Source organism: Evansella sp. AB-P1, from assembly GCF_029688925.1.
Taxonomy (GTDB): domain Bacteria; phylum Bacillota; class Bacilli; order Bacillales; family Salisediminibacteriaceae; genus Evansella.
The window spans coordinates 19,588-44,285 of record NZ_JARUKY010000011.1 but is presented as its reverse complement, the minus strand read 5'-3'; the positions used below and the strand labels follow the sequence as shown (position 1 = coordinate 44,285).

Annotated in this window: 24 protein-coding genes and 2 pseudogenes; 7 read left to right on the top strand and 19 right to left on the bottom strand. The window is 33.3% G+C overall.

Annotation, left to right across the window (positions count from 1 at the left end):
- Positions 1-74 precede the first annotated feature (74 nt).
- Positions 75-713: a C40 family peptidase gene (locus QA612_RS12830; protein WP_278284211.1), complete on the bottom strand. Its 639-nt coding sequence runs from the start codon at positions 711-713 to the stop codon at positions 75-77.
- Positions 714-799: 86 nt separating this feature from the next.
- Here QA612_RS12830 and QA612_RS12825 point away from each other — a divergent pair, with 86 nt between their 5' ends.
- Complete coding sequence (locus QA612_RS12825; RefSeq protein ID WP_278284210.1) at positions 800-3,010, top strand: diguanylate cyclase; 2,211 nt, start codon at positions 800-802, stop codon at positions 3,008-3,010.
- Positions 3,011-3,120: 110 nt separating this feature from the next.
- Here the strand turns inward: QA612_RS12825 and QA612_RS12820 are convergent, their stop codons facing one another.
- Positions 3,121-3,261, bottom strand: coding sequence for a hypothetical protein (locus QA612_RS12820; protein ID WP_278284209.1), 141 nt, complete (start codon positions 3,259-3,261; stop codon positions 3,121-3,123).
- Positions 3,262-3,404: 143 nt separating this feature from the next.
- Here QA612_RS12820 and QA612_RS12815 point away from each other — a divergent pair, with 143 nt between their 5' ends.
- Positions 3,405-3,542 (top strand): hypothetical protein, encoded by a 138-nt coding sequence (locus QA612_RS12815; RefSeq protein ID WP_278284208.1) that lies wholly within the window; start codon positions 3,405-3,407, stop codon positions 3,540-3,542.
- Here QA612_RS12815 and QA612_RS12810 read toward each other — a convergent pair.
- Positions 3,539-4,252 carry a DUF3889 domain-containing protein gene (locus QA612_RS12810; protein ID WP_278284207.1) on the bottom strand — a complete coding sequence of 238 codons (714 nt, stop codon included), beginning with the start codon at positions 4,250-4,252 and terminating at the stop codon, positions 3,539-3,541. The genes QA612_RS12815 and QA612_RS12810 overlap by 4 nt on opposite strands.
- Before the next feature lie 217 nt (positions 4,253-4,469).
- Between QA612_RS12810 and QA612_RS12805 the strand changes: the two genes are divergently transcribed.
- Together QA612_RS12805 and QA612_RS12800 are read left to right on the top strand one after the other, a co-directional pair.
- Entirely contained in the window at positions 4,470-4,907 is a 438-nt protein-coding gene (locus QA612_RS12805) for a MarR family winged helix-turn-helix transcriptional regulator (RefSeq protein WP_278284206.1), read from the top strand.
- Positions 4,908-5,019: 112 nt separating this feature from the next.
- Complete coding sequence (locus QA612_RS12800; RefSeq protein WP_278284205.1) at positions 5,020-5,583, top strand: FAD-dependent oxidoreductase; 564 nt, start codon at positions 5,020-5,022, stop codon at positions 5,581-5,583.
- A 141-nt stretch (positions 5,584-5,724) separates the two neighbouring features.
- Here the strand turns inward: QA612_RS12800 and QA612_RS12795 are convergent.
- Positions 5,725-6,526: pseudogene (locus QA612_RS12795) on the bottom strand (AAA family ATPase); the annotation flags it as partial.
- 207 nt (positions 6,527-6,733) lie between these two features.
- Between QA612_RS12795 and QA612_RS12790 the strand changes: the two are divergent.
- Positions 6,734-7,486 (top strand): DUF4181 domain-containing protein, encoded by a 753-nt coding sequence (locus QA612_RS12790; protein WP_278284204.1) that lies wholly within the window; start codon positions 6,734-6,736, stop codon positions 7,484-7,486.
- Between the two features lie 12 nt (positions 7,487-7,498).
- Here the strand turns inward: QA612_RS12790 and QA612_RS12785 are convergent, their stop codons facing one another.
- The 4 genes and pseudogenes from QA612_RS12785 to QA612_RS12770 all read right to left on the bottom strand — a co-directional run bounded on the left by QA612_RS12785 (position 7,499) and on the right by QA612_RS12770 (position 10,486).
- Entirely contained in the window at positions 7,499-7,828 is a 330-nt protein-coding gene (locus QA612_RS12785; protein WP_278284203.1) for a hypothetical protein, read from the bottom strand.
- Positions 7,829-7,873: 45 nt separating this feature from the next.
- Positions 7,874-8,406, bottom strand: a pseudogene (locus QA612_RS12780) (DUF4269 domain-containing protein).
- Positions 8,407-8,570: 164 nt separating this feature from the next.
- Positions 8,571-9,377, bottom strand: a complete 807-nt coding sequence (locus tag QA612_RS12775) for an alpha/beta fold hydrolase (protein ID WP_278284202.1) — start codon at positions 9,375-9,377, stop codon at positions 8,571-8,573.
- A 38-nt stretch (positions 9,378-9,415) separates the two neighbouring features.
- On the bottom strand, positions 9,416-10,486 hold the full coding sequence (locus QA612_RS12770) for an SDR family oxidoreductase (RefSeq protein WP_278284201.1): 1,071 nt from the start codon (positions 10,484-10,486) through the stop codon (positions 9,416-9,418).
- A 573-nt stretch (positions 10,487-11,059) separates the two neighbouring features.
- Between QA612_RS12770 and gmhB the strand changes: the two genes are divergently transcribed.
- A complete protein-coding gene (gene gmhB / locus QA612_RS12765; RefSeq protein ID WP_278284199.1) occupies positions 11,060-11,578 on the top strand; it encodes a D-glycero-beta-D-manno-heptose 1,7-bisphosphate 7-phosphatase in 519 nt (172 codons plus the stop codon).
- A gap of 217 nt (positions 11,579-11,795) precedes the next feature.
- On the opposite strand, the gene QA612_RS12760 is transcribed toward gmhB, so the two are convergent.
- The 11 genes from QA612_RS12760 to QA612_RS12710 all read right to left on the bottom strand — a co-directional run bounded on the left by QA612_RS12760 (position 11,796) and on the right by QA612_RS12710 (position 22,561).
- The gene (locus QA612_RS12760; protein WP_278284198.1) at positions 11,796-12,302 is read right to left on the bottom strand and encodes a hypothetical protein; all 507 of its coding nucleotides are present in this window, start codon (positions 12,300-12,302) and stop codon (positions 11,796-11,798) included.
- Positions 12,303-12,540: 238 nt separating this feature from the next.
- Positions 12,541-14,145 carry a carbamoyltransferase C-terminal domain-containing protein gene (locus QA612_RS12755; RefSeq protein ID WP_278284197.1) on the bottom strand — a complete coding sequence of 535 codons (1,605 nt, stop codon included), beginning with the start codon at positions 14,143-14,145 and terminating at the stop codon, positions 12,541-12,543.
- Positions 14,146-14,152: 7 nt separating this feature from the next.
- A complete protein-coding gene (locus tag QA612_RS12750; RefSeq protein WP_278284196.1) occupies positions 14,153-15,382 on the bottom strand; it encodes a radical SAM protein in 1,230 nt (409 codons plus the stop codon).
- Positions 15,373-16,329: a glycosyltransferase family 2 protein gene (locus QA612_RS12745; protein WP_278284195.1), complete on the bottom strand. Its 957-nt coding sequence runs from the start codon at positions 16,327-16,329 to the stop codon at positions 15,373-15,375. The genes QA612_RS12750 and QA612_RS12745 overlap by 10 nt, the downstream gene beginning before the upstream one ends.
- Positions 16,322-17,365, bottom strand: a complete 1,044-nt coding sequence (locus QA612_RS12740; protein ID WP_278284194.1) for a glycosyltransferase family 9 protein — start codon at positions 17,363-17,365, stop codon at positions 16,322-16,324. Before QA612_RS12740 ends, QA612_RS12745 begins: the two co-directional genes overlap by 8 nt.
- Complete coding sequence (locus QA612_RS12735) at positions 17,362-18,105, bottom strand: deoxynucleoside kinase (RefSeq protein ID WP_278284193.1); 744 nt, start codon at positions 18,103-18,105, stop codon at positions 17,362-17,364. Before QA612_RS12735 ends, QA612_RS12740 begins: the two co-directional genes overlap by 4 nt.
- Positions 18,092-18,775, bottom strand: a complete 684-nt coding sequence (locus QA612_RS12730) for a nucleotidyl transferase AbiEii/AbiGii toxin family protein (RefSeq protein WP_278284192.1) — start codon at positions 18,773-18,775, stop codon at positions 18,092-18,094. Before QA612_RS12730 ends, QA612_RS12735 begins: the two co-directional genes overlap by 14 nt.
- An 8-nt stretch (positions 18,776-18,783) precedes the next feature.
- Positions 18,784-19,836: a protein kinase domain-containing protein gene (locus tag QA612_RS12725; RefSeq protein ID WP_278284191.1), complete on the bottom strand. Its 1,053-nt coding sequence runs from the start codon at positions 19,834-19,836 to the stop codon at positions 18,784-18,786.
- Positions 19,837-19,859: 23 nt separating this feature from the next.
- Entirely contained in the window at positions 19,860-20,534 is a 675-nt protein-coding gene (locus QA612_RS12720; protein ID WP_278284190.1) for a vWA domain-containing protein, read from the bottom strand.
- Positions 20,527-22,008, bottom strand: a complete 1,482-nt coding sequence (gene rfaE1, locus QA612_RS12715; RefSeq protein WP_278284189.1) for a D-glycero-beta-D-manno-heptose-7-phosphate kinase — start codon at positions 22,006-22,008, stop codon at positions 20,527-20,529. The genes QA612_RS12720 and rfaE1 overlap by 8 nt, the downstream gene beginning before the upstream one ends.
- Entirely contained in the window at positions 21,998-22,561 is a 564-nt protein-coding gene (locus QA612_RS12710; RefSeq protein ID WP_278284188.1) for a D-sedoheptulose-7-phosphate isomerase, read from the bottom strand. The genes rfaE1 and QA612_RS12710 overlap by 11 nt, the downstream gene beginning before the upstream one ends.
- Positions 22,562-22,803: 242 nt before the next feature.
- Between QA612_RS12710 and QA612_RS12705 the strand changes: the two genes are divergently transcribed.
- Entirely contained in the window at positions 22,804-23,760 is a 957-nt protein-coding gene (locus QA612_RS12705; RefSeq protein ID WP_278284187.1) for a UDP-glucuronic acid decarboxylase family protein, read from the top strand.
- Positions 23,761-24,698: the final 938 nt, after the last annotated feature.

The window sequence follows — 24,698 nt, the reverse complement described above, 5'->3', positions numbered from 1 at the left end:
GTGAAAATTTTCTTTCTTTTCTTTTAAATAGAGACAGGTGGCAGTTTTATTCCACTCTGTCTCTTTTTTTGACTTTATATGACTTTTTCCTCATCTAATTGAATGACTACTTCTTCCTCTAAATATGCTCCTTCTAGCTTTAATCCTGAATTCGATGAAAAATCCTTTGGCATATACCCGTTAAGTGGTAATTTGGGTTTAAATAGACCTAACTTTTCATACAATTCTGCTACTAGTTTACTGCAAGTATAGTCTGATTTTTTAGAGGAAATATGTAAAAAACGCCCTTCTAATACTTCCCATATCATTTCCCATTGATTTGGGTTAGGTATTCCGTGAACTTTGTTAATATAGTTATATAGTATTGTTTCATCAATGGATGTATCTGTTAATACAATGGAACGAACGGCATACAATGGAGGAACATAAGGTGTAAGATCCTCCCCATAGGTTTTTAATCTATCATACAACTTAACTAATTTTGGTCCAGTTTTGTTGTCGTGAAATAATTCATCTTCTAAATTCGTTAGTGCAGTTGATTCGAAGAAATAAATTTCTCCTTTTGGATCAGGTCGGACAACCATTCCTACATGAGACCAATCAGAATGTTCAAGCTTCTCTACTAACTTACTAATCTTGTATTGACCACTAAACAATATTATATCACCGGTCTTTAATTGCTCTTTTATTTCGTAATAATGCATCTTCCTCAAAACATTACCCCCTCACAGTATAGTAAAAATTCCAAATCATGATATAATTATACAAAATTATCTGAAAATAATGGGGAAATTTATCAATGAAGATAAAAAATAATAACATTTTACAAATTATAGTTATTACTGGATTCTTTTTTGTATTACAACAAGCAATTGCTAGTAATGTTAATGCTTCAAACAATGATATTATCATCTCTGATGAATTGACTAAATTAGAAGTGACAGAGTATCTTCATATATTTGTAGATGAAGATAATAGTATCCTCTATTCGGATTTGCCTCATATAGACGATCAGTTTCAGTCTCTTGTTGATCTAGATGTACATGGAACGATAGGGAATGCTACCTATTGGTTAAAATTGGATCTATTACATAATGAACAAAGTAACAAAGATATACTAATTGAAATTCAAAAACCACACCTTAGTTCCATATCTTTTTACTCGGAACAAAGCAATCAAATTGTTTTAGAAAATACAGTTGGAATGGACTATCCATTTCAAGAGAGACCCATCTCTCATCGAAACTTTACTTTTCCCATCACGTTAACTGCAGAAAGTAATCATACCTTTTATTTTCAAATTCAAACAAATAGCTTCTTCCAGTCACCAATTGTTATTTGGGACCACATTACTTTTTCTGAAGATAATTATAAAAACCAAACCTTATACGGTATTTATTACGGTGTTATGATTGCGATGGCACTATATAACTTATTTTTATTTATTGCTTTACGAGAAAAAATGTACTTGTTTTATGTTCTATTTGTATTTGGATTTACAATGATGCAGCTTGTATGGGATGGTTTTGCCTTTCAATGGATTTGGGGCGATTTTCCTTGGTGGGCTCAAAGAGCAAATTCGTTTTTTATCATTTGGACATCTTTATTTTCATTACTATTTGCAAAGTATTTTTTACATTTAAAAACTCAATCCCCTATCTTAAATAAAATTTTAACTATATTTATAAGTATTTTCTCCATTAGTTTGCTTTTACCAATTTTGTTTCCGATCGCTTTATCAACACAAATAAGTACAGTTATAGCTGCATTGAGTTTAGTAATGGTCGTTACAATTGCACTAAAAATGAGAAGTAAATCTCGAGAAGGTATCTTTTTCTTTACAGCATGGTCTGTATTATTATTTTGTGTATTCTTAAATCTTCTAGCAGCTTTCCATTTAGTTCCTTTAACCTTAGTAACCCTAGAGGCTCCTAAAATTGGTGCATTATTGGAAGTATTTATTTTGTCTCTCGGTTTAGCGGATAAAATTAAAAGGATAACAGTGGAAAAAAATCGTGAAAAAAGACTTCGTGATATTCATTCAATATTCCAAAATGAATTACAACATATTACTAGTATTCGTGAGTACAAAGGAATCGTGAATAGGGGGAGCAAAGCCTTACTGAACGTGACGAACTATAATAATGCTATCTATATAGAGAAACAGGACGAAAACTGGAATATCGTATTTGGAGAAAATCTTGTTGATAAATCTAAAAATATTCATATACCTAAACAATATTTATATAATCCAATACAAAGTGATCATTTAGACATTACTTGGCTTCAATATAACGAGAAAAAACAGTTCTTTTTAACTCTACCACTAGAATTAGAAAGTAAAGTAGGATTATTTATATTGTATAAAGATCAAAAAGAGTTAATTCCAGATGATGAATTAAAAGTAATCAAACAATTTGTTGAACAAGTGTCTGTTTGTTTAAAAACGCAAAATTCTATTGAAGAGTTAGACAAATCAGCACAGTACGACTATTTAACTGGCTTATACAACAGAAAATATTTTGAAAAATATAGTAATGAAATAATTGTTTCAATGTCCAATAAAAAGGAAGCTATTTCCCTCCTCATTATTGATATTGATCATTTTAAAGTTGTAAATGACACGTATGGTCATCAAGTTGGTGACGATGTTATTCAATACATATCACGAATTCTTAAAGATGTTTGTACAGATCTTGGAATAGTTGGAAGGTTTGGCGGCGAGGAATTTATTATGGTAATCCCACACATTTCTCTACGTTCTGTAAACCAATTATGCGATAAAATACATGATAATTTAATGGAAAGATCTTTTACTTTTAATGATGGTATGTTCATACCCGTAACTGTAAGCATTGGTGCTGTAACTTCAAAAGAATGTACCTTAGAACTTACACAGTTAATTAAAATAGCAGACGATGCATTGTATGAAGCAAAAGAAAATGGTAGGAATCAAACTGTATTTATTAACAATTGGCAAAATGCTAGTAATAACAATGATGCCGTATGATGACTTTTATATAATAAAAAGTCACAAGTAAAATGTCCAAAGCTTACACTAGCTTTGGACATTTTGAATTATTTATCGAAATCATGAAAAAAATTTTAACAAGAAAATGGTTATTTATAAACTTCATCTGCAAATTCATATCTTATTTTTTCTGAATTAATCTTATCCTTATTTACATCTTCGTTATTTTTACTTCCACTAAATTCATCTTTTTGTTCAGTATCAAGTTTCTTATTTTTTCTATTATCCATTTTGTGTGCTCTCCTAAAAATTATGATTTATATTGTTTATTATAAACTTTCTAGTAGTCCTAAATACGTTAAATGTCCATACTAATATTGGTAATATAACTTATCTCATTTAAGTAAAAACTGAATGATGGAGGGATCAACTAATGAAAAAACAAAGAACAACAGTAACAGGAACTAATATTGATGAGGTTAAAAAATTAAATAAAAATTCAGGACTAACTTATAATGAAGTAAAAATAGCATTAGCTCAAGTGAAAGGGTTTCTTAATAAAAGGAATTAAGCTTCTTTTAGGTCAACTGATACAAGTTGGTTTGTGCTGGAATTATACACAACGTTTCCGCGAATCTTAAGTTGACCTTGGAGTCCTTGTAATGTAAATTCATAGGTTTCTCTTGTTTGAGTTGGTGATACCTCTGTTTTCCCTATAGGTTGATAATTAACTACTTGGGAACTAGGATAAGCAGATTGGATAACACCAGATAAAAGTCTCCCCCATCCATTATCGTTTACGGAAGGTTGTGGACCTTGGTTTGGTGAAGGCTGAGGTACTTGATTTGTTGCAGGAATAATTTCTACATTAATTACTCCTTCGTTTAAGTTTGCACCTAACGCTTCAAAAGCATTTCGATGGAGATTGATTTTGTTTGCTGGATAATTTGTAACTTGATCCACGACAGTCACTGTAATTTCTCTTTGACCTGGAGAGGTTAGATTTCTTATTATTAGTATATCTCCACAACGATAGGGTGCATTAACACCTACTGCAACAGTCATAAATTGATTATGTGACCAAGGAATTCCGCATCTCGTTACTTGACCTCCATCAGTCCAAGAAGCTTGCCCTCTAGCTGGTTGCTGACGTACTTCACTATTGTAATGTTGAATATAATTACTATCTTCAGGATAGTTTTGAGGGGCTTTACGATCCCACTCATATTGATAATTTCCATATGGGTTTCCATATTGATAATATGGGTCATTATAATACATTTTTCCATTCCTCCTGTTATTAACCTAGGTAATATTCTTGATAACATATGCAGATGAAAGGTTGACCGGTGACATAATCAGATTTGAATATAAATACCATCCAATTTAAACAATAACTATAAGCAATTTTGTTGACAGTGCCTATTTAGTTGAATAAAATTTATAAATGTAAATAGTATGTATAGCAACTAAATGAATCGGTAAATGAGGGATACTTTTGAGACTAACTTTACAAGATTACATAAGTATAAAAATCCACCAAACTGACTTACATCTTACTGGTTATATTAAAGGGAAATTAGAAGAATTTAATTTAGCACCAGAACAAAATCTAATTATGATGCTACTTTGGGAAAAGGATGGACTAACACAAAATCAAATTTCTCAAAAATTACAAAAGGACAAAACAAATATAGCGAGAATGGCATCAAACCTCGAAGGAAAAGGGTTTATTTACAGAAGTCATTGTGACAATGATCGCCGTGCAATAAGGTTATATTTAACTCCTAATGGGAAAGCTTTAGGGGATAAGGTCATTCCTATTGCTGAAGAGTTTAATGATGTTGTTGTTAAGGGAATAACGGTAAAAGAATTAGTACAATTTGAAAAAACACTAATAAAAATTAGTAAGAATGTAGACTGTTTACTGAAGTAAATTTACTTTTTTTAGTTTCTATTACAACTTTTTACATGAATAGTTGTTACACCAACTATGAAATAGTAGGTAACATAAATAAAATAATTTAAAAATATGGAGGTTTTATGGCATGTATGATGTAGCTATTATTGGAGCTGGCCCTGCTGGTGCTAGTGCAGCATTATTTACAGCAAAAGCAGGTAAAAAAACAATGTTAATTGACAATGGTAAGAGTTTAACAAAGAAAGCTTGGATTGAAAATCACTACGGTGTTGAAGGCATTGAAGGTCCTGCTCTCGTTGATATAGGGATTAAACAAGCCACAAAACAAGGAAGTGAGTTTTTAGAAGAATCCGTTGTTAACATCTCCAAAGATGGAGATGCTTTTACAATTGAAACAGAAAATAATAAGGTCGCTGCAAAACATGTAGTTATTGCATCAGGGGTTTTGACAGATGTGGCAGATAAAGTTGGTTTAACGCTCGTACCTGGAACTGAACCTAGAATTAAAACAATCATTAAAACAGATTCAGATGGAAAAACAAATATTGATGGTATTTGGGCTGCTGGTACTGTAGCTGGTGTAAGTGTTCATACGATCATTACAGCAGGACACGGTGCGCATGTAGCAATCAACATCGTAAGTGAAATAAATGGTGAAAGATATGTAGATCACGATATTTTACAATCATAAAAAAGCAATAAACCTCTCTGTTACCATCTAACGGAGAGGTTATATTATTAAGTAATATGCCAGTTTTCTTTTCTATAATGCTTTGAACAAGTTGTATGTCTAGAATTGGTTTTTCCTTATGCTCCTTTTCTTGTTGCTGTATTAATTTGTTTTCTTCATCACGAAGCTTTGCAGCGGCCTCATAATTTTCATCATCTAATGCTTTTTCTTTTTCTTTTGTAATAGTAGAAAGACGTTTCTCTATTTCACCCTCCCCAACTACACCTATTTGTAGATTTACTTTAGAACCAGCTTCATCTAATAAATCGATTGCTTTGTCTGGTAAAAATCGATCTTGAATATATCGGTGTGATAAAGTAACACATGCTTCAATAGCCTCATCTGTATACTTTACCTCGTGATACTTCTCATATTTTTCTTGAATACCATTTAGTATATTTATTGCTTGTTCTACAGATGGTTCATTTACCATAATTGGCTGAAAACGACGTTCAAGAGCTGCATCTTTCTCAATATTACGGTATTCTCTTAACGTTGTTGCACCAACAACTTGAAGCTCTCCGCGCGCTAAAGCCGGCTTTAATATGTTCCCAGCATCCATTGATCCTTCGGCAGAACCTGCTCCAACTAAAAGATGAATTTCATCAATAAATAAAATAACATTTTTCCTTTGTTGTAATTCTTTTATCAATTGCTTCATTCTTTCCTCAAACTGGCCACGAATGCCCGTGTTTGCAACTAAGGAAGCAACATCAAGTAAATACACTTCTTTATTTAATAGCTTTGACGGAACATTCCCATTAGAAATAGCTAATGCCAAGCCTTCCACAATTGCAGTTTTCCCAACACCAGGTTCTCCAATTAAAACAGGATTGTTCTTGTTCCGTCGATTTAAAATCTCTATCGTTTTTTCTATTTCATCCTCTCGACCTCTAAGCTTATCAAAGCACGAATGACATAGATTTATTCGTTTTCTAGCTCATTACATTTAAGAGTTTGACTTTGACTATCTTTGATCTTTTTTTGACTTTCAAGTTTTTTGCATGATATTTTCAAATTATTTAACGAAAACATGGATAATTGTGGTAAAGTTAAGAAGTAGTCTTTTACAGAATTTAACTTTTCTATACTGTTATATAGGAGTGATTGTGTGTTTTTATATTATTTAATTATTCTTTTTATTGTTTGGATAGTTGGAATTCATTTTCTCTCAAAAAAATTAAAAATAAGTCGCCCATTTGGTAGATATAAACCAGTGAATAAGCTACATAGGTATTCAGAATTAGTGGTTGTTTTTATCATAATCCTTATCCCTTTTTCTTTACTCATTTTCTTTGATATATATATAAATATGTCCTATTTCCTAGTTGCAATAGGGTTGTTAATTGGTTATAACGCTTTTATGGAATGGAAATATGACAAAGAGTCAAAACGGTATATAATATCAGTATTAGAGATTTGTTTTACTTTTTTTGTTTTTATAAGCATGATGATCTATTTTAAGCCATCTGATATCGATTTGTCATACAATGGTTTAGTCTATTCTATAGATGGCGAAATGGAGGAATCTTTGGAACTTCAAGTAGTTGGTCAAATACAGCCACGCCTTTTAAATGCAAATCATTTCAGAGGAAAACTAACATTCGATAACATGGAATTTAACCTTTATACTTCTCCTAATAACAATGATAGCAAGGACAAACTATTAAACATTGTTATGCTCGAAGTAAATGGTGGAAGTAGGGGTGAGATGTGGCTAGCTGAAGATTTTCAATCAATGGCTGGAAAAATTAATCGCTTAGAGATGGTAGATATCGGTAGAAAATCAATACGGATTGCTGCTCCGTCACAAACATTAGACGAAGCAGAGGAATTATTTGATCAGTTATTCTTACAACCTTGAGTTAATATGTCATTATATTCGATTTTTATTACTATTTGCTAATATACTTTTTGAATAATAGTTCACAGTTTTTTCGTGAATATGCGCATAATCTATTTCTTTTCTTGTGCTTTCGCCAATATATCCATTTACATCTATTACAAAAATTTCATCCGACATATCAATTTTTTTAATATGTATTTTCTCAAACAATCGAATTTGCTCGTCGTTAAGTTCGATACCTTCATATTGTTCAAAGAAACCGAGACTAATAACAATATTTCCTTGTAATGTTAAATGTGCGTTAGCTTGTTCAAATTGTTCTTTGAATTTTGTAGAACCGCATAACGTTATTACATTCAATCTTTTCTTCCCCCTATAAAAATTCGATTATTTATTTTGCTATTTCTATATGATTCCTTCTTTAATTCCGTATTGTAAAAGGCTTTCGTATGGGTCCTCCCCCTGTAAGCCTAGAACTTTACAAAATGCCGGTTCTGTTTTTAATCCTTGTTTCTTTAAATCTATTACTTTATCTCTTATGCTAGGAATCCTTGTTAGAATATCATACTCTATTATCATATGCCTTTAAGCATGCTGAAGATGAACTGGTTGTCCTTGTCCAAATAATTCAAATTCAAATGATTCATACGTAAAGTTTGCTTTTACAACATTTCTTTCTCTAATTGATGTTGTTTTTACTTTGAAATTTTGCATCGTGCTATACAAGGCTATTAGTTCATCCTTAAACACATGCAGATTGTTAACTTCCATAATAATGTCTAAATCAGATCCTTCTATATGTAAATTTATCGGGATTGTTCCACAAAGAACTGGTGTGTAGGAATCTAAGTTCTTCATGATATTTAGTTTATTAATTGCATCATATGCTTCTTTTTGCTTTCATTTCCTTTTTTTAAATAATCGATTGAAAAGAACAAATGGAATCTCCTTTCAATGGAATCTTGGAGCCATGGTGCAATTAAACTGCTAAATTATCAGCAGAAAAGTATCAAGGAGATTCATTCTCCCTGATACTTTTTTAAAGATAATGTAATAGTTCTTTTTTAACGATGTCTAACTCCAGGCGTCTTGCACTTTTATATTAAGCACCTTTTTTCGTTGAGAATTGCTGAATAAAAGTAATTGCATATTGATTAAATTCGTCACTTTTCTCTAAATTACAAACATGTCCACAATTATTCAACTCCACTAATTGACTGAATCTATCCTTCGGCAAGTACTTCTTCAATACCTTAACGAATAAATGATCTTCATTTCCAGAAATATAAAGACGTGGCACTTCAAACTTCTCCATATTTTTAGAAGTGGACTGTACTTCCCTTGTAAGTTTAAACCATTTTAGGAATTCGTTTCGACACATTTTCTTCGCTTCATTTATAAACATTTCTCGACTCTGTTTGTGATTATTTTTTGGCATCATAATATGTGCAAATAATTGGTACAACCACATATATGGAAGAAACCTTTTTAATCCATGTCCCATAAATAAAAGAATTCTAGATAATAGATTAAAGCGAAGGATCATACCACCTAATACTGCTGAATATATTCTATCTTGATGGCGATTCACAAGTTGATGAATGAGTACAGACCCCAAAGAGATACCAATAAAGTGTGCTTTTTTTATTTTATTTTCATCTAAAACATTGATAACCATATCTGCGCATTTTTCTAAAGAATATTCTTCTTCCCACTCTTCCAACGTCTTGTTCGGGTAATGGCCGGGTAAATCAATGGCAATCACATTAAAGTGGCGTTTAAATTGTTTCAATTGCTTAAACCAAATTTTAGAATTACCACCAATACCATGAAGCAAGACGACCCAAGGAGCTGTTGCTGCATTTTTATTATAGTATATCTGATGATGTAATAAGTTAGGTAAAGACATGTATTCGTATTCCTTCCTTTCTCAATACAATTAACCTTTTAATTCGTTACAAGTTCTCTTCGATTACGGAAACCAGATACAATTCTTAAAAGCATATCTTTATCCATTTGAAGAAGGGATTCATTGGCAAAGGATAAAAGTTCTCTTGTATTCTCATCACGGAAAAAAATAGATCTATTTAAATATTCTTTAAAAACTACTAATTGCTGATTCACTCTTATTTCTGTCTCAGATAAAGACTGTGAAAGATCGTTGGAAACTAGATCGATATATTCGAACTCTAATCCTTCCTTGATGGAATCTATGACAAGTTCATTTGACGGTGGTGTTGGATTTACTAAGTTATAGATCGTATTTTTCTTACCGTATAATAACCCTAGTGCAAGTAGACTGCTAATATAGTCAACTGGGACTAAGTGAGAAACTTTTGTTTTGTCAACTAATAAGCGATATACCATCCCACTCGCTTCGTTTAATCTAGTAGCTCTCTTCTTTAATAGTTCCACTGCCCTTAATACACCGTATAGTCCAAACGTTGTATCCGCTTCGCCTGTAATAGAATCTCCAATGACAATTCCAGGACGCATAATTGTTACATCAAAATGGTCTTTATAAGTCATTACCACATGTTCAGCTACACATTTACTTTCTTCATAGGAGTTAACAAAAGATGTTGACTCAATTGGATATAATTCCTCATACCCTTGAGTGCTTTCTCCTAGTGTATAAGCTGTACTTACATGAATGAATTTCTGTATCCCTAACGTTTTTGACACATTAAGAAGATTCTTTGTGCCATTTACATTTATATGAAATAGCTTTTCTCTATCCTCTTCATCAAAGGATAAAAATGCGGCACTATGATAAACAGCATCGATTGTTCCTGTTAAGTCTTTTAATGTTTGTTTCGATAAACCAACATTTTCTAATGAGAGATCTCCTTCAATAATATTTAAAAACTTCAATTGTTTACTGGATAAACTTTGAAGTAATTTTTCTACTTTTTTCTGACTTCTTGCTAGTATATAGACATGATGTTGATCCTCTAGTAACTTTTTTACAAGAGTAGATCCTACAAAGCCAGTCCCACCAGTAATTAAAATATTCACTAAAACAACTCCCCCACTATTAATGATCTATATCATTATAGCATCTTTTTTATTTTATAACTTTAATTACATAGTTTTATAGGTTTATTTAATAGAAAAAACAATTAATCCGAATATTAAGATAACTCTTTGTGATTTTATGAACTATTTTAAAGGGTTGTTTTGATTTCTAATAAACATAACTTTCGGAAAATGCGAGACTCCCTTTATAACAAGGTACATGAATATCTAAGTCTAGAGCATCCAAAGTCTTTTCTATATTTACTTCTAAACCAACGGAACCCATTAACAATAGTATAACTTAAATATCATTTAGATTTTTTACAATTTTAATAAACTCATCAAACTTGTTATATTTCTTATTCATTTTTTCCCTTCAACTTTACCTCAAATTCATCTTTATTTTAGTTTATCCTTATACACGAGTTAATTTTTCATTTATGAAATTCATTCACACAAGTAGATTATTCACTTCCATAATATTATCAAAAACGCAATATCCATGTTATTGTAAAATAAAAGTAGACGAGTTGAAAAGCTAAACTTTTTTCTTTTTATAGGGGGTGTACTCTATTGAATCCAGCAGTTTTTCTTGATCGAGATGGTATTATAAATGAAGATTTTGGATATGTGTATCAATACGATGATTTTCAATGGATTCCTGGAGCCATTGATGCAATTAAACTGCTAAACAGTCTCGGATATTTAGTCATAATCATAACGAATCAAAGTGGTATAGCACGAGGTTATTATTTGGAATCTCATGTACAAGCATTGCATCAGCAAATAAATAAAGACTTACAAGCGTCGCAAGCTACAATAGATGCCTTTTATTATTGTCCCCATCATCCTGAAGCAAAGGTTAGATTCTACAGAAGAAATTGTGATTGTCGTAAACCGATGCCAGGGTTGATCTTACAAGGAATAGAACAATTTGAAATAGACAAATCAAGATCCTTTCTAATTGGTGATAAAGAATCTGATGTAGAAGCGGCAAAAAATGCTGGAATACAAGGATATCAATTTTTGGACGGAAATTTGTATTCCTTTGTTTTGAGAATTCTGGAAAAAAGAAGAACGGAACATGTTTGATAATTAGTTTATAATAAACTTCCTTCAGAAGTATAAGACCGGGACAAATATACCGGCCTATCATGTGGAGATGTTGCTAACAATTTACTATTTAATTTTTCTTCTTTTTCAAGAGAATACAAGTAAGGAAATTATTACGGCATTCTGAAGACTTAACCTATAGTAGTTTTAATAAAATCAACCAGACAAGTGTAGTTCTTGTCTGGTTGATCCCTTTTTATGCTCCACAGTTAAGTTCGAATTCTACCGTACCACCTTCAGGATTCAATTCTTCCGCCTTCGTATTTCTTTCTGCCTCTAACACAACTTTTCCTTCAGCATACATCCCATCTCCACTTATCGTAATACCCTCAATATGTTCTACATCCCTTATAGAATAGCTCTCTCCATCTCCGATAGTCTCTCCGCCGTGATCAATAAACAAAGAAACAAGGGTTACTTTTTCAAAGTCATATTCTCGCACTTCAAGATTATCGGTGCGAGGATAACCAACAATAAAGCTATCATTTTCACTAAAACCATCAATTCCTAATTCCATTTGAAAACGTTCTCCCATCTCTCTACAAGTGATTGAATCGTATTCCATTTCTTCCCCTTCCAAAATCACCTCAAAATACCCTTCACTTTCTGTATCCCCTACATTCGTTCCACTACTTGATTCTTCACGACCTTCATCATCATTACACGCTACTAAACCCAGTGTCATTATCAGACTTAGTAGCATGAACCATCGTCCTAATGACTTGTTCTGCAGTAGAATTCATCCTTTCACTTTGTTGTATTTATCCATTAGAATTTAATGGAAAATAGAAAAAAACATGCTACGCAAAGGAGCATGCATGCTTTTTTCTATAATCATGTTACAAAAAAAAGGTTAAATTCAAGTTAAACACCATGATAAAAATCTTTAGCAACTTCGTTAACAGGCTGATTTATTATTTTTCTTGTCTAATGTTCCTTAACTATACTTTGCTAACTTTCATAAGCTCTTTTTCTATCACTACGTAATCCAATCCAATGTTTTCTGCGCAACGAGTGGCGTCTTCTACTGTTTCTACGATAGGCTCTCCTCTACCGTTAAAGGAAGTGTTGATTAAGAATGGACATCCTGTTTGTGCTGTAAAGGCAGCTAATATTTTTCCAAACGGGGATGTTTCGTCTTCAATCACTTGAATTCGTGTTGTATCATCTACATGAAGGATAGCCGGATACTTTTCCTTCCAATGTTCTTTTATATGGAAAGCCGAAAGCATGTGTATACTTGCAAGGGGATCATCTGTTACACTTTCGAGATCCTTCTTAAGAATAGCGCAACCAAAGGGTCGAAAAGTTTCTCTTTCCTTCACTTCTTGATTAAGATAATCTTTCATGTTAGCATCCAGAGGGGAAGCTAGAATACTACGATTACCTAAGGCTCGTGGGCCAAACTCTGACCCACCATTGAACAATCCAACCAATTTATTTTCTACTAATAGCTTTGCAATTACTTCTCCGAAATGAATACCTAAGCTTGTTCCACTTTCCTCAATGGTATAGGATCGACCAGTACCGACATTCCATTGAAGAGTTTCTTTATTTTTATACAACACGTGCTTTGCCCAAATGGCAGCTCCTAAGGACAAACCATCATCCCCGCTAGCGTTAAAAACAGAAACATTCTGTACACCATCAAGCTTAGCTAATAGTCCGTTTGCTTTACAATTTAAAGCAACGCCTCCCCCTAGACTGATCGAACGTACACCATACTTTTCAATTAATTGTTTAACTCTGAAGGTCAAATATTCTTCAAGGGCTTTCTGGATGCTAAAAGCTAAGTCTTTTGCAGTAGCGGAATCCCATTGAATTGGCTTTGACTGTGCTTCAATAAAATGTAACCACTCCTCATTGATCTCAAAGAAATCTTCATGATAGATTAAGGGGGAAGGAATTGTGTGATTTTTAGCTCCTAAAGCCGCTAATGCCATTACCTTTCCAGCCGCGTTAGAAGAACCAAAAATCGTTTTACTAACTGCTGCATAAGCATAGCCAAGGCTGACTATATGAGAACCCCAGCTATACTTATTTTTCTCATATGTGCCCCATCGTTTCTCTAAGCACGACATTTTTTCTCCATCATACAAGTAAACGGATTCTACTTCGAATTGTTGTAGATGACTATCGGTAGGAATTATGTTTGAATCATCCTCTAAATCCTCAGGTCTGCATCCTCTACCATCAGTAATAAGAATCAATGTTGGCGTATCTTTTAATACAGTGGTTGTATTCCAAGCATGAAATTCATGATGGCGTCTAGAACTGATTACCTTTGGAAAATTTTCATAATATTTATCGTTCAACTCCGTACTATCGAACCAATTCGTTCGTATGACTAAATCGATCTCTTCTTTTTTTAGTTGGGCAGCATCTAATAAATAGTTAATGCACTCTGTAGGTTCTCCAGAATCGTGTTTTTTTCTAGTAAGACGTTCTTTTGTTATTGCGTAAAGCAATTCATTGTCTTTTAGTAAACAAGCGGAAGCATCATGACCACTGTGAGTTCCAATAATATAGGTTGGTTTATGTGTCATGACTCTTCTACCTTCCTTGGTTTCCTACGGTTGCTGCGGCAAGTCGACCAGCAAAAGCTTCGTTGGCTAATCCAGTACGTAACGCTTTTTGACAATAATACGGGTTTAAATCGTATTTTTTATACAAGTCTGCTAATTTACTATAAAAATAAATGATCTCCTCTACTGTAGGCGGGGTGTTTTTTAGGACACTCCCTTGATCAAGGTGTAAAATATTGGCTCCAGGTGTTATTCCTTTTGATGCTAAATATTCACACATCTCTAGTAATCCATCAATTGGTTCTAAACCAAAAACAAAATTACACCAAACTTTATCTCTACCAAATATTTCAACCGACTGTTCTAGTCTTTCTATAATAAAATCTCGTCCAATTTTTGCTTTACCAGGACATATTTCTTCAAAATATGGGTTCTGTGCTACCTCTAAATTAAATACAACAATATCAACGCCAGAGTCCTTCATTTTTTGTAATAGTGCAGGGTCCTTCGGTGGCATCATGACAGAAACAACACCCTCAGTAGCCTTATCTCCTACCGCTTTTTGCAATGTATTTGCAATATCACTAAAAATGTTAGCCTGTAAATCTAATTGATCGTTTGTTAAGTTACCTGAGATCAAAATTAAATGTAAATGCTCATCATAGCACGGGTCGTCCATAGCCATTTTTACAGCTTCCGTTAAATCCTCTAAATAATAGTCTCGAAATTGATCCCACTTCTCAGGTTTACGACTAATGGATAGGGAAGTAAATAAATCATCTGAATCTGACTCATGTAAAATGGTATTTACACCGCAAAACTTACATTTGTTCGAAATAGCACAATCATGCCATGGCCAAATATTTAATTCATCAAGTCCACAGGCACTGACGAGACGTTTTAATGGTGTTCCCTTTGAGGTTTTCATAGAATAGTAGCTAGGCTCTGGAACATATTCTAATGAGATATTTTCTATGATGTTATTATCGATTATAGCCACCAGTTTTTCTCCGTTATGATCAATAACAACTGCCTGTTCCTTTACATTCGGTGCAACACAGGAAGCCACTACCTCATATCCATCTAAACCACGAATAAATAACTCCTGAGGTCGACCATTTTCATAGTTTTTCGGTGCGTTATATACTAAATTCTGCCCCTTTGCATTTGATTCAATGGCATAATTTACTGCCTTATTTGTAAAAACAACACCCTTTGATAATATATGCCCTTTTACGATTGTTTCATTTATTTCCATGTGAAGTCCCCCTTAAGCTGTTTGAAATAAAACGACACTACATGTCTAAACCAATGTATATGTAAAACTGGAAAAACGATTGAATACAATAAGGCTGCTGGTACTAGTGATAATTGCTTTCTACATAATAATACAATGCTTATAACTAAAAATAGAATGGCGAAGGTAAGGCTGTTTATTCCTATAAGTGCAAAGGTAGCCCAAAAAGGAATCCAAGACAAGTGATATGACAGAGTATGGATAGAAAGGAGAAATCTCCCCTTTTTATTTTTCCTATTAGTTGAAAAAATAGAAGTAAATCCATGGGCCCAACGTTTCCGTTGCTTAAATAAGTTTTTGAGCTTTGCATTTGGTTCTTCATATCCTAAAACATGTGGATCCATATGAACAGACATGTGATTAAGTTGTACATGTAGTCCAAAGGATATATCATCTAAAAAAGTATCGAACTTATCTATTTTATTACGAAAAGAAGATGCCTTAATCATAAAGCACTGCCCTGGAACAGTAACTCCTAGTTTCATTTTCCATAATAAAGGACGAAGGACATTATGAGATAATAATTTATCTACAGCTACCATTTTACTCGTTATTCCTTTATGTTTTTGTGCCATTATTTTTCCCCAAGCAATGTCTGACCCCTTCTCCATCGTTTTCTTAATAAAACGGATCGTCTTAGGAATATCACCCTTAATATCATTATCAATAAATAAAAAATAATCTGCATCTGATTCGTCTAATAAGGATAAAATTCGTTTATATTTCGTAGTTTGTGGCATTTTGATTTGTTTAATAGGCATGTTAATATTATGCTCTTGTACTTCATCAACAAATACAGCGACCTCCAATTGTTCAAAGCTTTCATCTAATTTCCTCGTAAGCTCTGAAAAAGCTTCTGTAAAACTTTCTGAATGTATATGAAACGTTACTAAACATAGCTTACTCATGCTGACATCCATCCCAATTTAATTTATTTAAAAATGTAAATACTTCTTTATAAACCTTTTCTGGTAATAATTTTGACATACACTGGACGTGGTGTGGACAGGCTTTATCCCACAGATTACACGGACTACAGTCGAGATCAAGATAAGCATAGCTGTTATCAACATACTCCCACGGTGCATTTTCCGAAGGTGGAGTTGGTCCTAACAGCATAAAGGATGGAATCCCTTCAACTGTTGCAATATGTGTATAAGCTGAATCACATCCTATAAAAGCATGACCTTTTTGTATCACTTCGTAGGCGTGTTCGAAGCTCTTGCATTCTACAAGGGTACAATTATCGTTCGATATAGATTGAATGATTTTTTCTCCTATTTCTTTTTCAGCGGAAGAACAAACAATTTGAATATTGACACGAAAGTCTTGAATAATCGCTTGAATTAATGGTTTATAGTACTCTATTGGCCATCGTTTATAGATTCCAATTTCACTTGTGCCTGGGGCTATGATAAGTAGAGGTTTTTCTCTATCGGAAGAAAACTTCCCCATTGATCTTTCTAATTGAATAGTGGGAAAGACAGTTTTAGCCACTTCAACATGTCTCTTCATTCGATGGATCCTTTTCCACTCTCCAGTATAATGATGGTTATAAAATAAATAGGAACCATCCTTTCCGGCACCTTTTCCTGGCCCAATGCGGTTTGGAATGTTAGCCATCAATCCGAACAGTGCAGTTTGAAATATTCCGTGAAAATCAATATAATAGTCAAACTCTACTTCTTTTACAGTAGCTAATGCCCCTTCTAAAGGGGATGTATCAACTAACCTTGTATGTCCAACATGGTCTTCTGGCGCTAAAAGTCTTTGCTGGATAATGACCTCATCCAACTCATTACACAGTTTTGCTGCTTGCTCCATTTCTGGTACACAAGTAAAGGCTATATAAGCATTTGGATATGTTTTTCTAATGGCCCTTATAGTTGGAAATGTACGGATAATGTCTCCATAACTCCTTAACTGTGAAATTAGTACTTTCATTTTATCCCTCTTAAATATGGTTTAATCTCATTACATATTCGCTTTGTTACATCCATTTCTGCTCCTACACCGCTTACGTAATGAATAGGTACTTCTCCAGAAAATTGTTCAAAAATCATTTGAAAAGATTTTAATGATCTTTGTAACCCTTCTTCTGTATCGCTTTCTCTTTTAGGAAGTCTGTTTCGTTGTTCAATCCTCAACAAGGCAGTCTCAATTGGAATGTCCAGAAAGATCGTAGCTTTAGGTCGAATGAATTCCGTGCAAAGAAAATAGATTTCGTCCCAGGCTTCTTTCGGAGTATTACCTGCCCTTTCGAAAGCCTCCAAATTGTAATATAACGTTGAAAATAGACCTCTAGACATGAAAATATAATTGTACCCTTCCTCCGTAATTTGTTGCAGCTTCGTATATAAGTCTACCATTACGAATAAAGGATTTAACCACGGAACTTCCTCTTGGAGTTTTGTATAATTTTTCTGATCTTGATATAGTGTTCGTAGTACCTTTGCAACACCTGAATGATTCGGAACCTCAAGGTAGGCTGGTTTTCCATACTCCTGTTCTAATTTTTCCGTCACAAGCTTAATCTGTGTTGATTTACCAGAACCAGCTAACCCTTCAAAAGTAAAAATTGGAGGAAATTGTTCCTTATTTATCAATTTTGGAGAGGTTGATTTTTCATGTAAGGATGCACACATGGAAAGTAAGATATCCAGTTCTTTTCTATAAGCTGTCATTAGTGTCCTTCTCCTTTACTTGTGCTACAAAAATTGAATAATCTTTTTCTTGCATATGCATCTTACATATACGGAGCATAGATGGAAGTAATGAATGGTCAATCTCCTTTGAAAAACTCTCTATGGAGGGTAGTAATTGAACTACATCATTCAAATGCTTCCAAAACTTCTTTTTATAATTACTGTTCGTTTCCGAATGGGCAATTTTAAAAATCTTCTCACCGATAAGGGACTGGCGAGAAATACATGGAAGAGTGTAAATTGTTTCATTAATTGGCCAATCTTTATGTTCTACACTAGGTAATTCTTCTGTTAAAATCCATTCTGTTTTAACAAAGGATTTTTGTACAGGGAAAAAGGCAGTATAACGCATTCTCCCGCTACGATAGGATTCTTCAAAAACATGACTACAATTAGAAGAGTTCTTTATAATATCAAGGACATTTTTCTTTATATTGTCTTTATGTATTAATATATCTAAATCCGTTACTTCCCTTAAATGATCTTCTACATAAATAGATGTGGCAACTCCCCCTTTCAATGCCCACCCATCGTGTGAAAGGATAAGTGAGCTTAAAACGTGTAAGAGTGGTTCTGAGATGGTATTCAATGTAAAGTGTTGAAGTGGAAAATCATGCTTATCGTATTGACCTTGTATACAAGTTGTCATTGTCTCACCTAATTTGATTGAATTTTACACCCGCAAAAAGGGCAGATTTCACTATTATAATTTAATAAGGATAATGAAAAAATTGTCTGCTGACAGTCACTGTCATGACACGGAATAAAAAGTGGCATAACTTTCTCTAGTCCTTTTATCCACTCTTCAGTAGTTGTTCGTTTTATTGGTGAAAATACTCCATCTATAAAGGTTTGTTCCGTTAACTGCTGAAGAGGTTTAGGTAAGCTACGGTATGATAATGCCCCTTTATAGTAAAGAGGTTTCCCTATTTTTTCATGCCAGTTTACTTTATTTTTTTCGTTTTCACTAAAACTAGCTTTCTCTGTGTATGCAATAGTATAATCATTTAATTGACTTTTATTGTCATGACACATTTGAGGCAACATGACGTTTCTAAATAATATTGTCCAAAGAATAATAATTCCTAAACTATAGAGATCAGAAAATATTGTAGGATTATTTTTTAATATAATTTCAGGTGCCTTGAACCCCCAAAGTCCCTTTGGGAATGCTTTAATCAGATTTTTATAGCCTACACTATCTAAATCAATAATGTAAACTTCCAATGTGGAAAGATCAACAAGAATATTATTAAAATGAAGATCCGAATGAATGAAGCCTTCCTGATGAAGGGAATGAACCTCTCTAGCAAGATTTAAAGCAATTGTAAAAAAATCTTGCCATTTCCAACCTTGTTTAAATCGAATAGTTGCTTCGAGTGGAGAGAAAACGAGATCACCTAATGGAACTACATGTTTTGGTGCTTTTTTCATTACGATACCAAAGCACGGTTCACCATTCATTGTTTTTGCAATAGCAATTGGCCATAACAAACTTTTTCGTTGAACATTTTTAGCTAGTTTTATTAATGTTCGAATTTCTTCTTTTCGTTTATCAGAACAACTGCGATAAATTTTTACAGCAAATTGATTATCTTCACTGAAATAAATTACCCCTTCTGACCCTTCTAAATGAAATTGTCGATCACCTACAATTAAGTCTTTTGTTAGCTGATCATTATCGTTTTTTTCTAACCTTAATAAAGACATACATATCCTTTCTCTTCACTCTGTTATTCTTCTACTATACTCAATGACGAAAATTGACATATGGTTTTCCGAAAGGAACTTGCTGGATAATCACGAACACTACCTGGTTTAACTGCTTTAATTAGTGCCACAGAAAGATAGGTGAAAAACTGATGAATAGCATAGGCACCTTGTTCAATGTTTATCATTAAGGATGGAGATAAACAAAAGTCATTATCTTTGTTCATTTTATTAAAATAATTACCTATTAAAAGGATGCTAGGTGTAATATCCTTGCTGGAGGATTTCCATACCTGTTCGATATCCTTTATTATTTTTTGTGAATAAGGGGTGAATGTAAGGATGATAACGATGGGAAGCCAGTCACCTTTCCTATCACCTTTCGTCCGGCTACATATGTTTGTTTCCATGTCTTGTTTTAGATAAGTGAAAAGATTCCCTACTCCATTACTTTCTTCCAATACATCTGAATAGTATTTTAGATGATTTATCAACGTATTTTCAGAGAAGGTCAAAACATTCAGTGATACAGAATCATTTCCTTGGGTATCATCTCCCAAGCTCTGAAGAAGAGGCTGTATCTCTTTTTCTATTTCAATGGATGCTCCCTTGTTGTTAAATCCTGTTTCAATTAATAAATATACAGGTAATTTTCGATGTCCATAAATAGGTTCAACTTCCCACCTCTTATTAAACATTACTCTTCGAACCTAGGCTTTGTATGTGATTAATTAAATTAGTTGTGGAATAACCATCTATAAAGGGGATTATTTTTACCCTTTTTGAATGTTCTGCACCTACAATAGTATCCACCGTATAGTCTCCTCCTTTTACTAGGAGATCTGGTTTAACCAATTTGATTAAATTTGCTGGTGTCATATCCTCAAAAATAATCACTGCGTCAATAAAGGAGAAGGAGGCAAGCATTAATGCTCGATCCTGTTCTTTAATAATAGGACGAGATGCTCCTTTTAACACTTTTACTGATTCATCGGAATTAAGGCCAACTATTAATTTATCACCATATTTCCTAGCCTGTTCTAAATATGTAATATGACCGTGGTGGATTAAATCGAAACATCCGTTTGTAAAAACAATTTCATCTCCAGCTTCCCTCCACTGAACTAATAATTCTGTTAATTCTTCATTATCTACAATTTTTGAATGTATCTTACTTCTAAGACCCTTGTCTACGGATTGAAGATGTAGAAGTAGTTCATCCTTTATAATTGGATACGTTCCTAGTTTTTCAATTACAGTCCCAGCAGCGAGGTTTGCTAAATAAATTGCATCCTCTATTTCCAATTCATTCAATAATGCAAATGTTAGGGTAGCTACAATTGTGTCTCCTGCTCCAGATACATCGTAAACTTCTTTTTCTTCTGTTGGATAATGATCCGAATTTGTATGACTAAAGAAACTAATTCCATGCTCAGATCGCGTTACTGCAATGTTATCAATGTTGTACTTACTCTTAAGTTGGATACATACAGGTGTGATGCTTTCATGATCATTATTTATAGTTTGTCCCCAAGCATCCTCTAATTCTTTCATATTTGGTGTTATATATTTAGCGCCAGAATACTTTTTCCAATGAGGTCCTTTCGGATCAACAATTACTGGTATTCCCTGTCGATTAGACTCTTTAATAGTATAATTACAAACTCTCTCTGAACATACTGATTTTCCATAGTCAGAGATAATGACTAATTCCGTTTCTTTTAGCTGAGATATGACAGAATCTATGATTTGATCCTGCACTTCCACATTAAGTGTAGTAATTTCTTCAATATCTACTCTCACAATTTGCTGTTGATTAGCAATAATACGTTTTTTTGTCGTTGTTGGCAAGTCATGTTCAATTAAGAGATGATCAATCTCTTCATCCAAAAGAAGCTTTTCAATAGTTTTCCCATTGTCATCTTGGCCAATTAAACCTATAACTGTAACATTACAGCCCAATTTCTTTAAGTTTAAAGCCACATTTGCCGCCCCACCTAATCGATTTTCCTCTTGATTACAATTAACAATAGGAACAGGAGCTTCAGGAGAAATTCGATTAACCTGACCAATGAAATATTGATCCAACATAATATCACCAACAACCAATATACGTTTGTTGGACAAATCCTCTTCCAATATTTGTATTATTTTATTTAAATCATGCTTCATTTAAAAGCTCCTTACAAACTAATTCATAAATGAGGTGACCAATGATAATATGTGATTCTTGAATGTGTCCAATATGATTGGATGGAACAATTATGGTGTTGTCACAAAGTGGTGCAAGCCGCCCACCATTCATTCCTGTTAAACCCACTACTTTAGCTCCCAATTCTCTTGCCATTTTAACCCCATTCACAATATTTAAGCTATCACCTGATGTAGATAAAGCAATAACAAGGTCATTTCTATTTACATGTGCTTCAATCTGAATTGCAAATACATCTTCAAATGAATAGTCATTACTTATGGCAGTAATAACAGAGGTATCTGAAGTCAATGCAACTGCAGATAAAGGTTTTTTTGAAAGGTGCTTGCCAGAAAACTCAGCAGCTAAATGTTGACTATCTGCAGCGCTTCCTCCATTACCTATAAAATAAATGCGATTATTGTTGTAAATAGTATGTAAAAATAATGATACAATACCTTGTATTTCCTTTTCATTATAATCTCTTATTTGCTCTAATACTTTTATATGATCATTTATATACGATTCTATCACGTAAAAACTCCTATCCACTATTTAGTTTTCGTAGATTTCTACAAATTCTCCATCAATTTCCCCACTACAAAAGAATTGTCACACATATCTAGCAGTATTTACTCATTTTCTAGTAAAATAGAAAATGAATAAATATATTTTACTATAGTATAATAAAAAACTTTTATTCCTACCATATTTACATTAAAATACTTTATAGTGTATTAAGATTGGAAATGTATTTGAGGGAGTTTTACATGTATATGAAAAAGATACTTATTACAGGTGGAGCTGGTTTTCTTGGTAGTCACCTTTGTCGTTATTTAATAAATGTGGGACATCAGATTTTTTGTCTAGATAATTTTTCTACTGGGAGTTATAACAATATTAAAAACTTATTAAATCATCCACGATTTTCTCTTGTCAAACATGATATAACAAAGGAATTTCATATCGATGATCCTATTGATGAAATATACAATCTTGCTAGTCCTGCTAGTCCCATTCAATATCAAATTGACCCTGTTAAAACGTTACAAACAAATGTTATTGGAATGAATCACGTTCTTGAACTTGCGAAGAAGAAAAAAGCAAGAATTTTACAGGCTTCTACTTCAGAGGTTTATGGGGATCCAATGATACATCCGCAACTAGAAGATTATTGGGGAAATGTAAATCCGATTGGAATTAGAAGCTGCTATGACGAGGGGAAGCGATGTGCTGAAACCTTATGTTTTGATTATTATCGTCAGTACAATGTAGAGATTCGTGTTGTAAGAATTTTCAATACGTATGGACCATTTATGAGTCCGAATGATGGTCGAGTTATTAGCAACTTTATTGTTCAAGCCCTTTCAGGAAAGCCCATTACAATATATGGCGATGGATTACAAACACGATCCTTTTGTTATGTAGATGACATGATTTTAGGTATGGTTGCTATGATGGAAAAGAATGAACTGGTTGGTCCAGTGAATATAGGTAACCCTACTGAAAATACAATTACTGAGATTGCAGAAACTATTGTAAGCTTAACGGATTCTTCATCCGGAATCATATACGAAAAGCTACCAGAAGATGATCCAAAAAAAAGAATGCCAGACATTAGTTTGGCAAGGATGAATCTAGATTGGTATCCTAAGATATCTCTTCAGGATGGTTTAAATAAGACGATAGCCTATTTTAAACATGAGGATGAAAAGAAAAATAATGCAGTATAGAAAAAAGGTGTCTCTAAAATTTAGGGACACCTCTCTTTTTTATTCAAAGCTTTCTATTGTTATAAAGCATATCTAAACTCCTTTTTTACTTAAGGTAAAGGAGTTAAATTGGCATCTTCCTTTTATGATCTCACTACAACGTCAGATTTAATTGATATCGATAAAAGAGCCTCCTAAAAACAACAATGTATAGCCTAATTTCTAATAAACAAAACAACAAAAGCCCTACCTCTCTTTTATTCTTACGGTTCCAATGACCGATCCAGTGAGAATTGAATTAATATATTAGGAATGGAAAAGAATGATGAGTAAAATACGAAGAAATATGAGGAGTACTTGAAGGGTTAAAACTTTACTTCCTTATATAAAAAACGAAGATTACTAATATTAAAAATACGTCAACTATAACTCGACGACTACAACTTTTCATTAACATCATTAGTTTTTATTTTATGAAATTATACAAATACATAACATAATGGATATGCCTTTGACTAAAATAAAAAAATTCACATATTAAAAGGAGTAACCAATGTCATACTGATAACCCTTTTTAACATGTGAATTATAGTTTAGTTTAACTTTGATTAAGTAAATATACCATGATAATCACCAGAAGTCAATAATAGCATTCAAACTTCCTTAAAATTAGCTGATGTCAAAATTAAGTGTTAGTTCAGCGGTGAATGCGGTGACTCCAATGACGAGCATCTTCATCACAAATAAACTCTTTGTTGTCTCGACGCATATAACATCAGAGCACACTTGCAGAGGCAGAGACAGGACAATGTACTTTAGCAGTATACAAAATGTATAGTGTGGAGGCTGAGGCATTGCCCGGAGCTAGGATGGCGACATTACGCCGTTGCCTACAGGACGTAGGCCGTACTTAGGCGTAATTGGAGGATGGCAGGATTACGCCGTTGCCCACAGGTCGT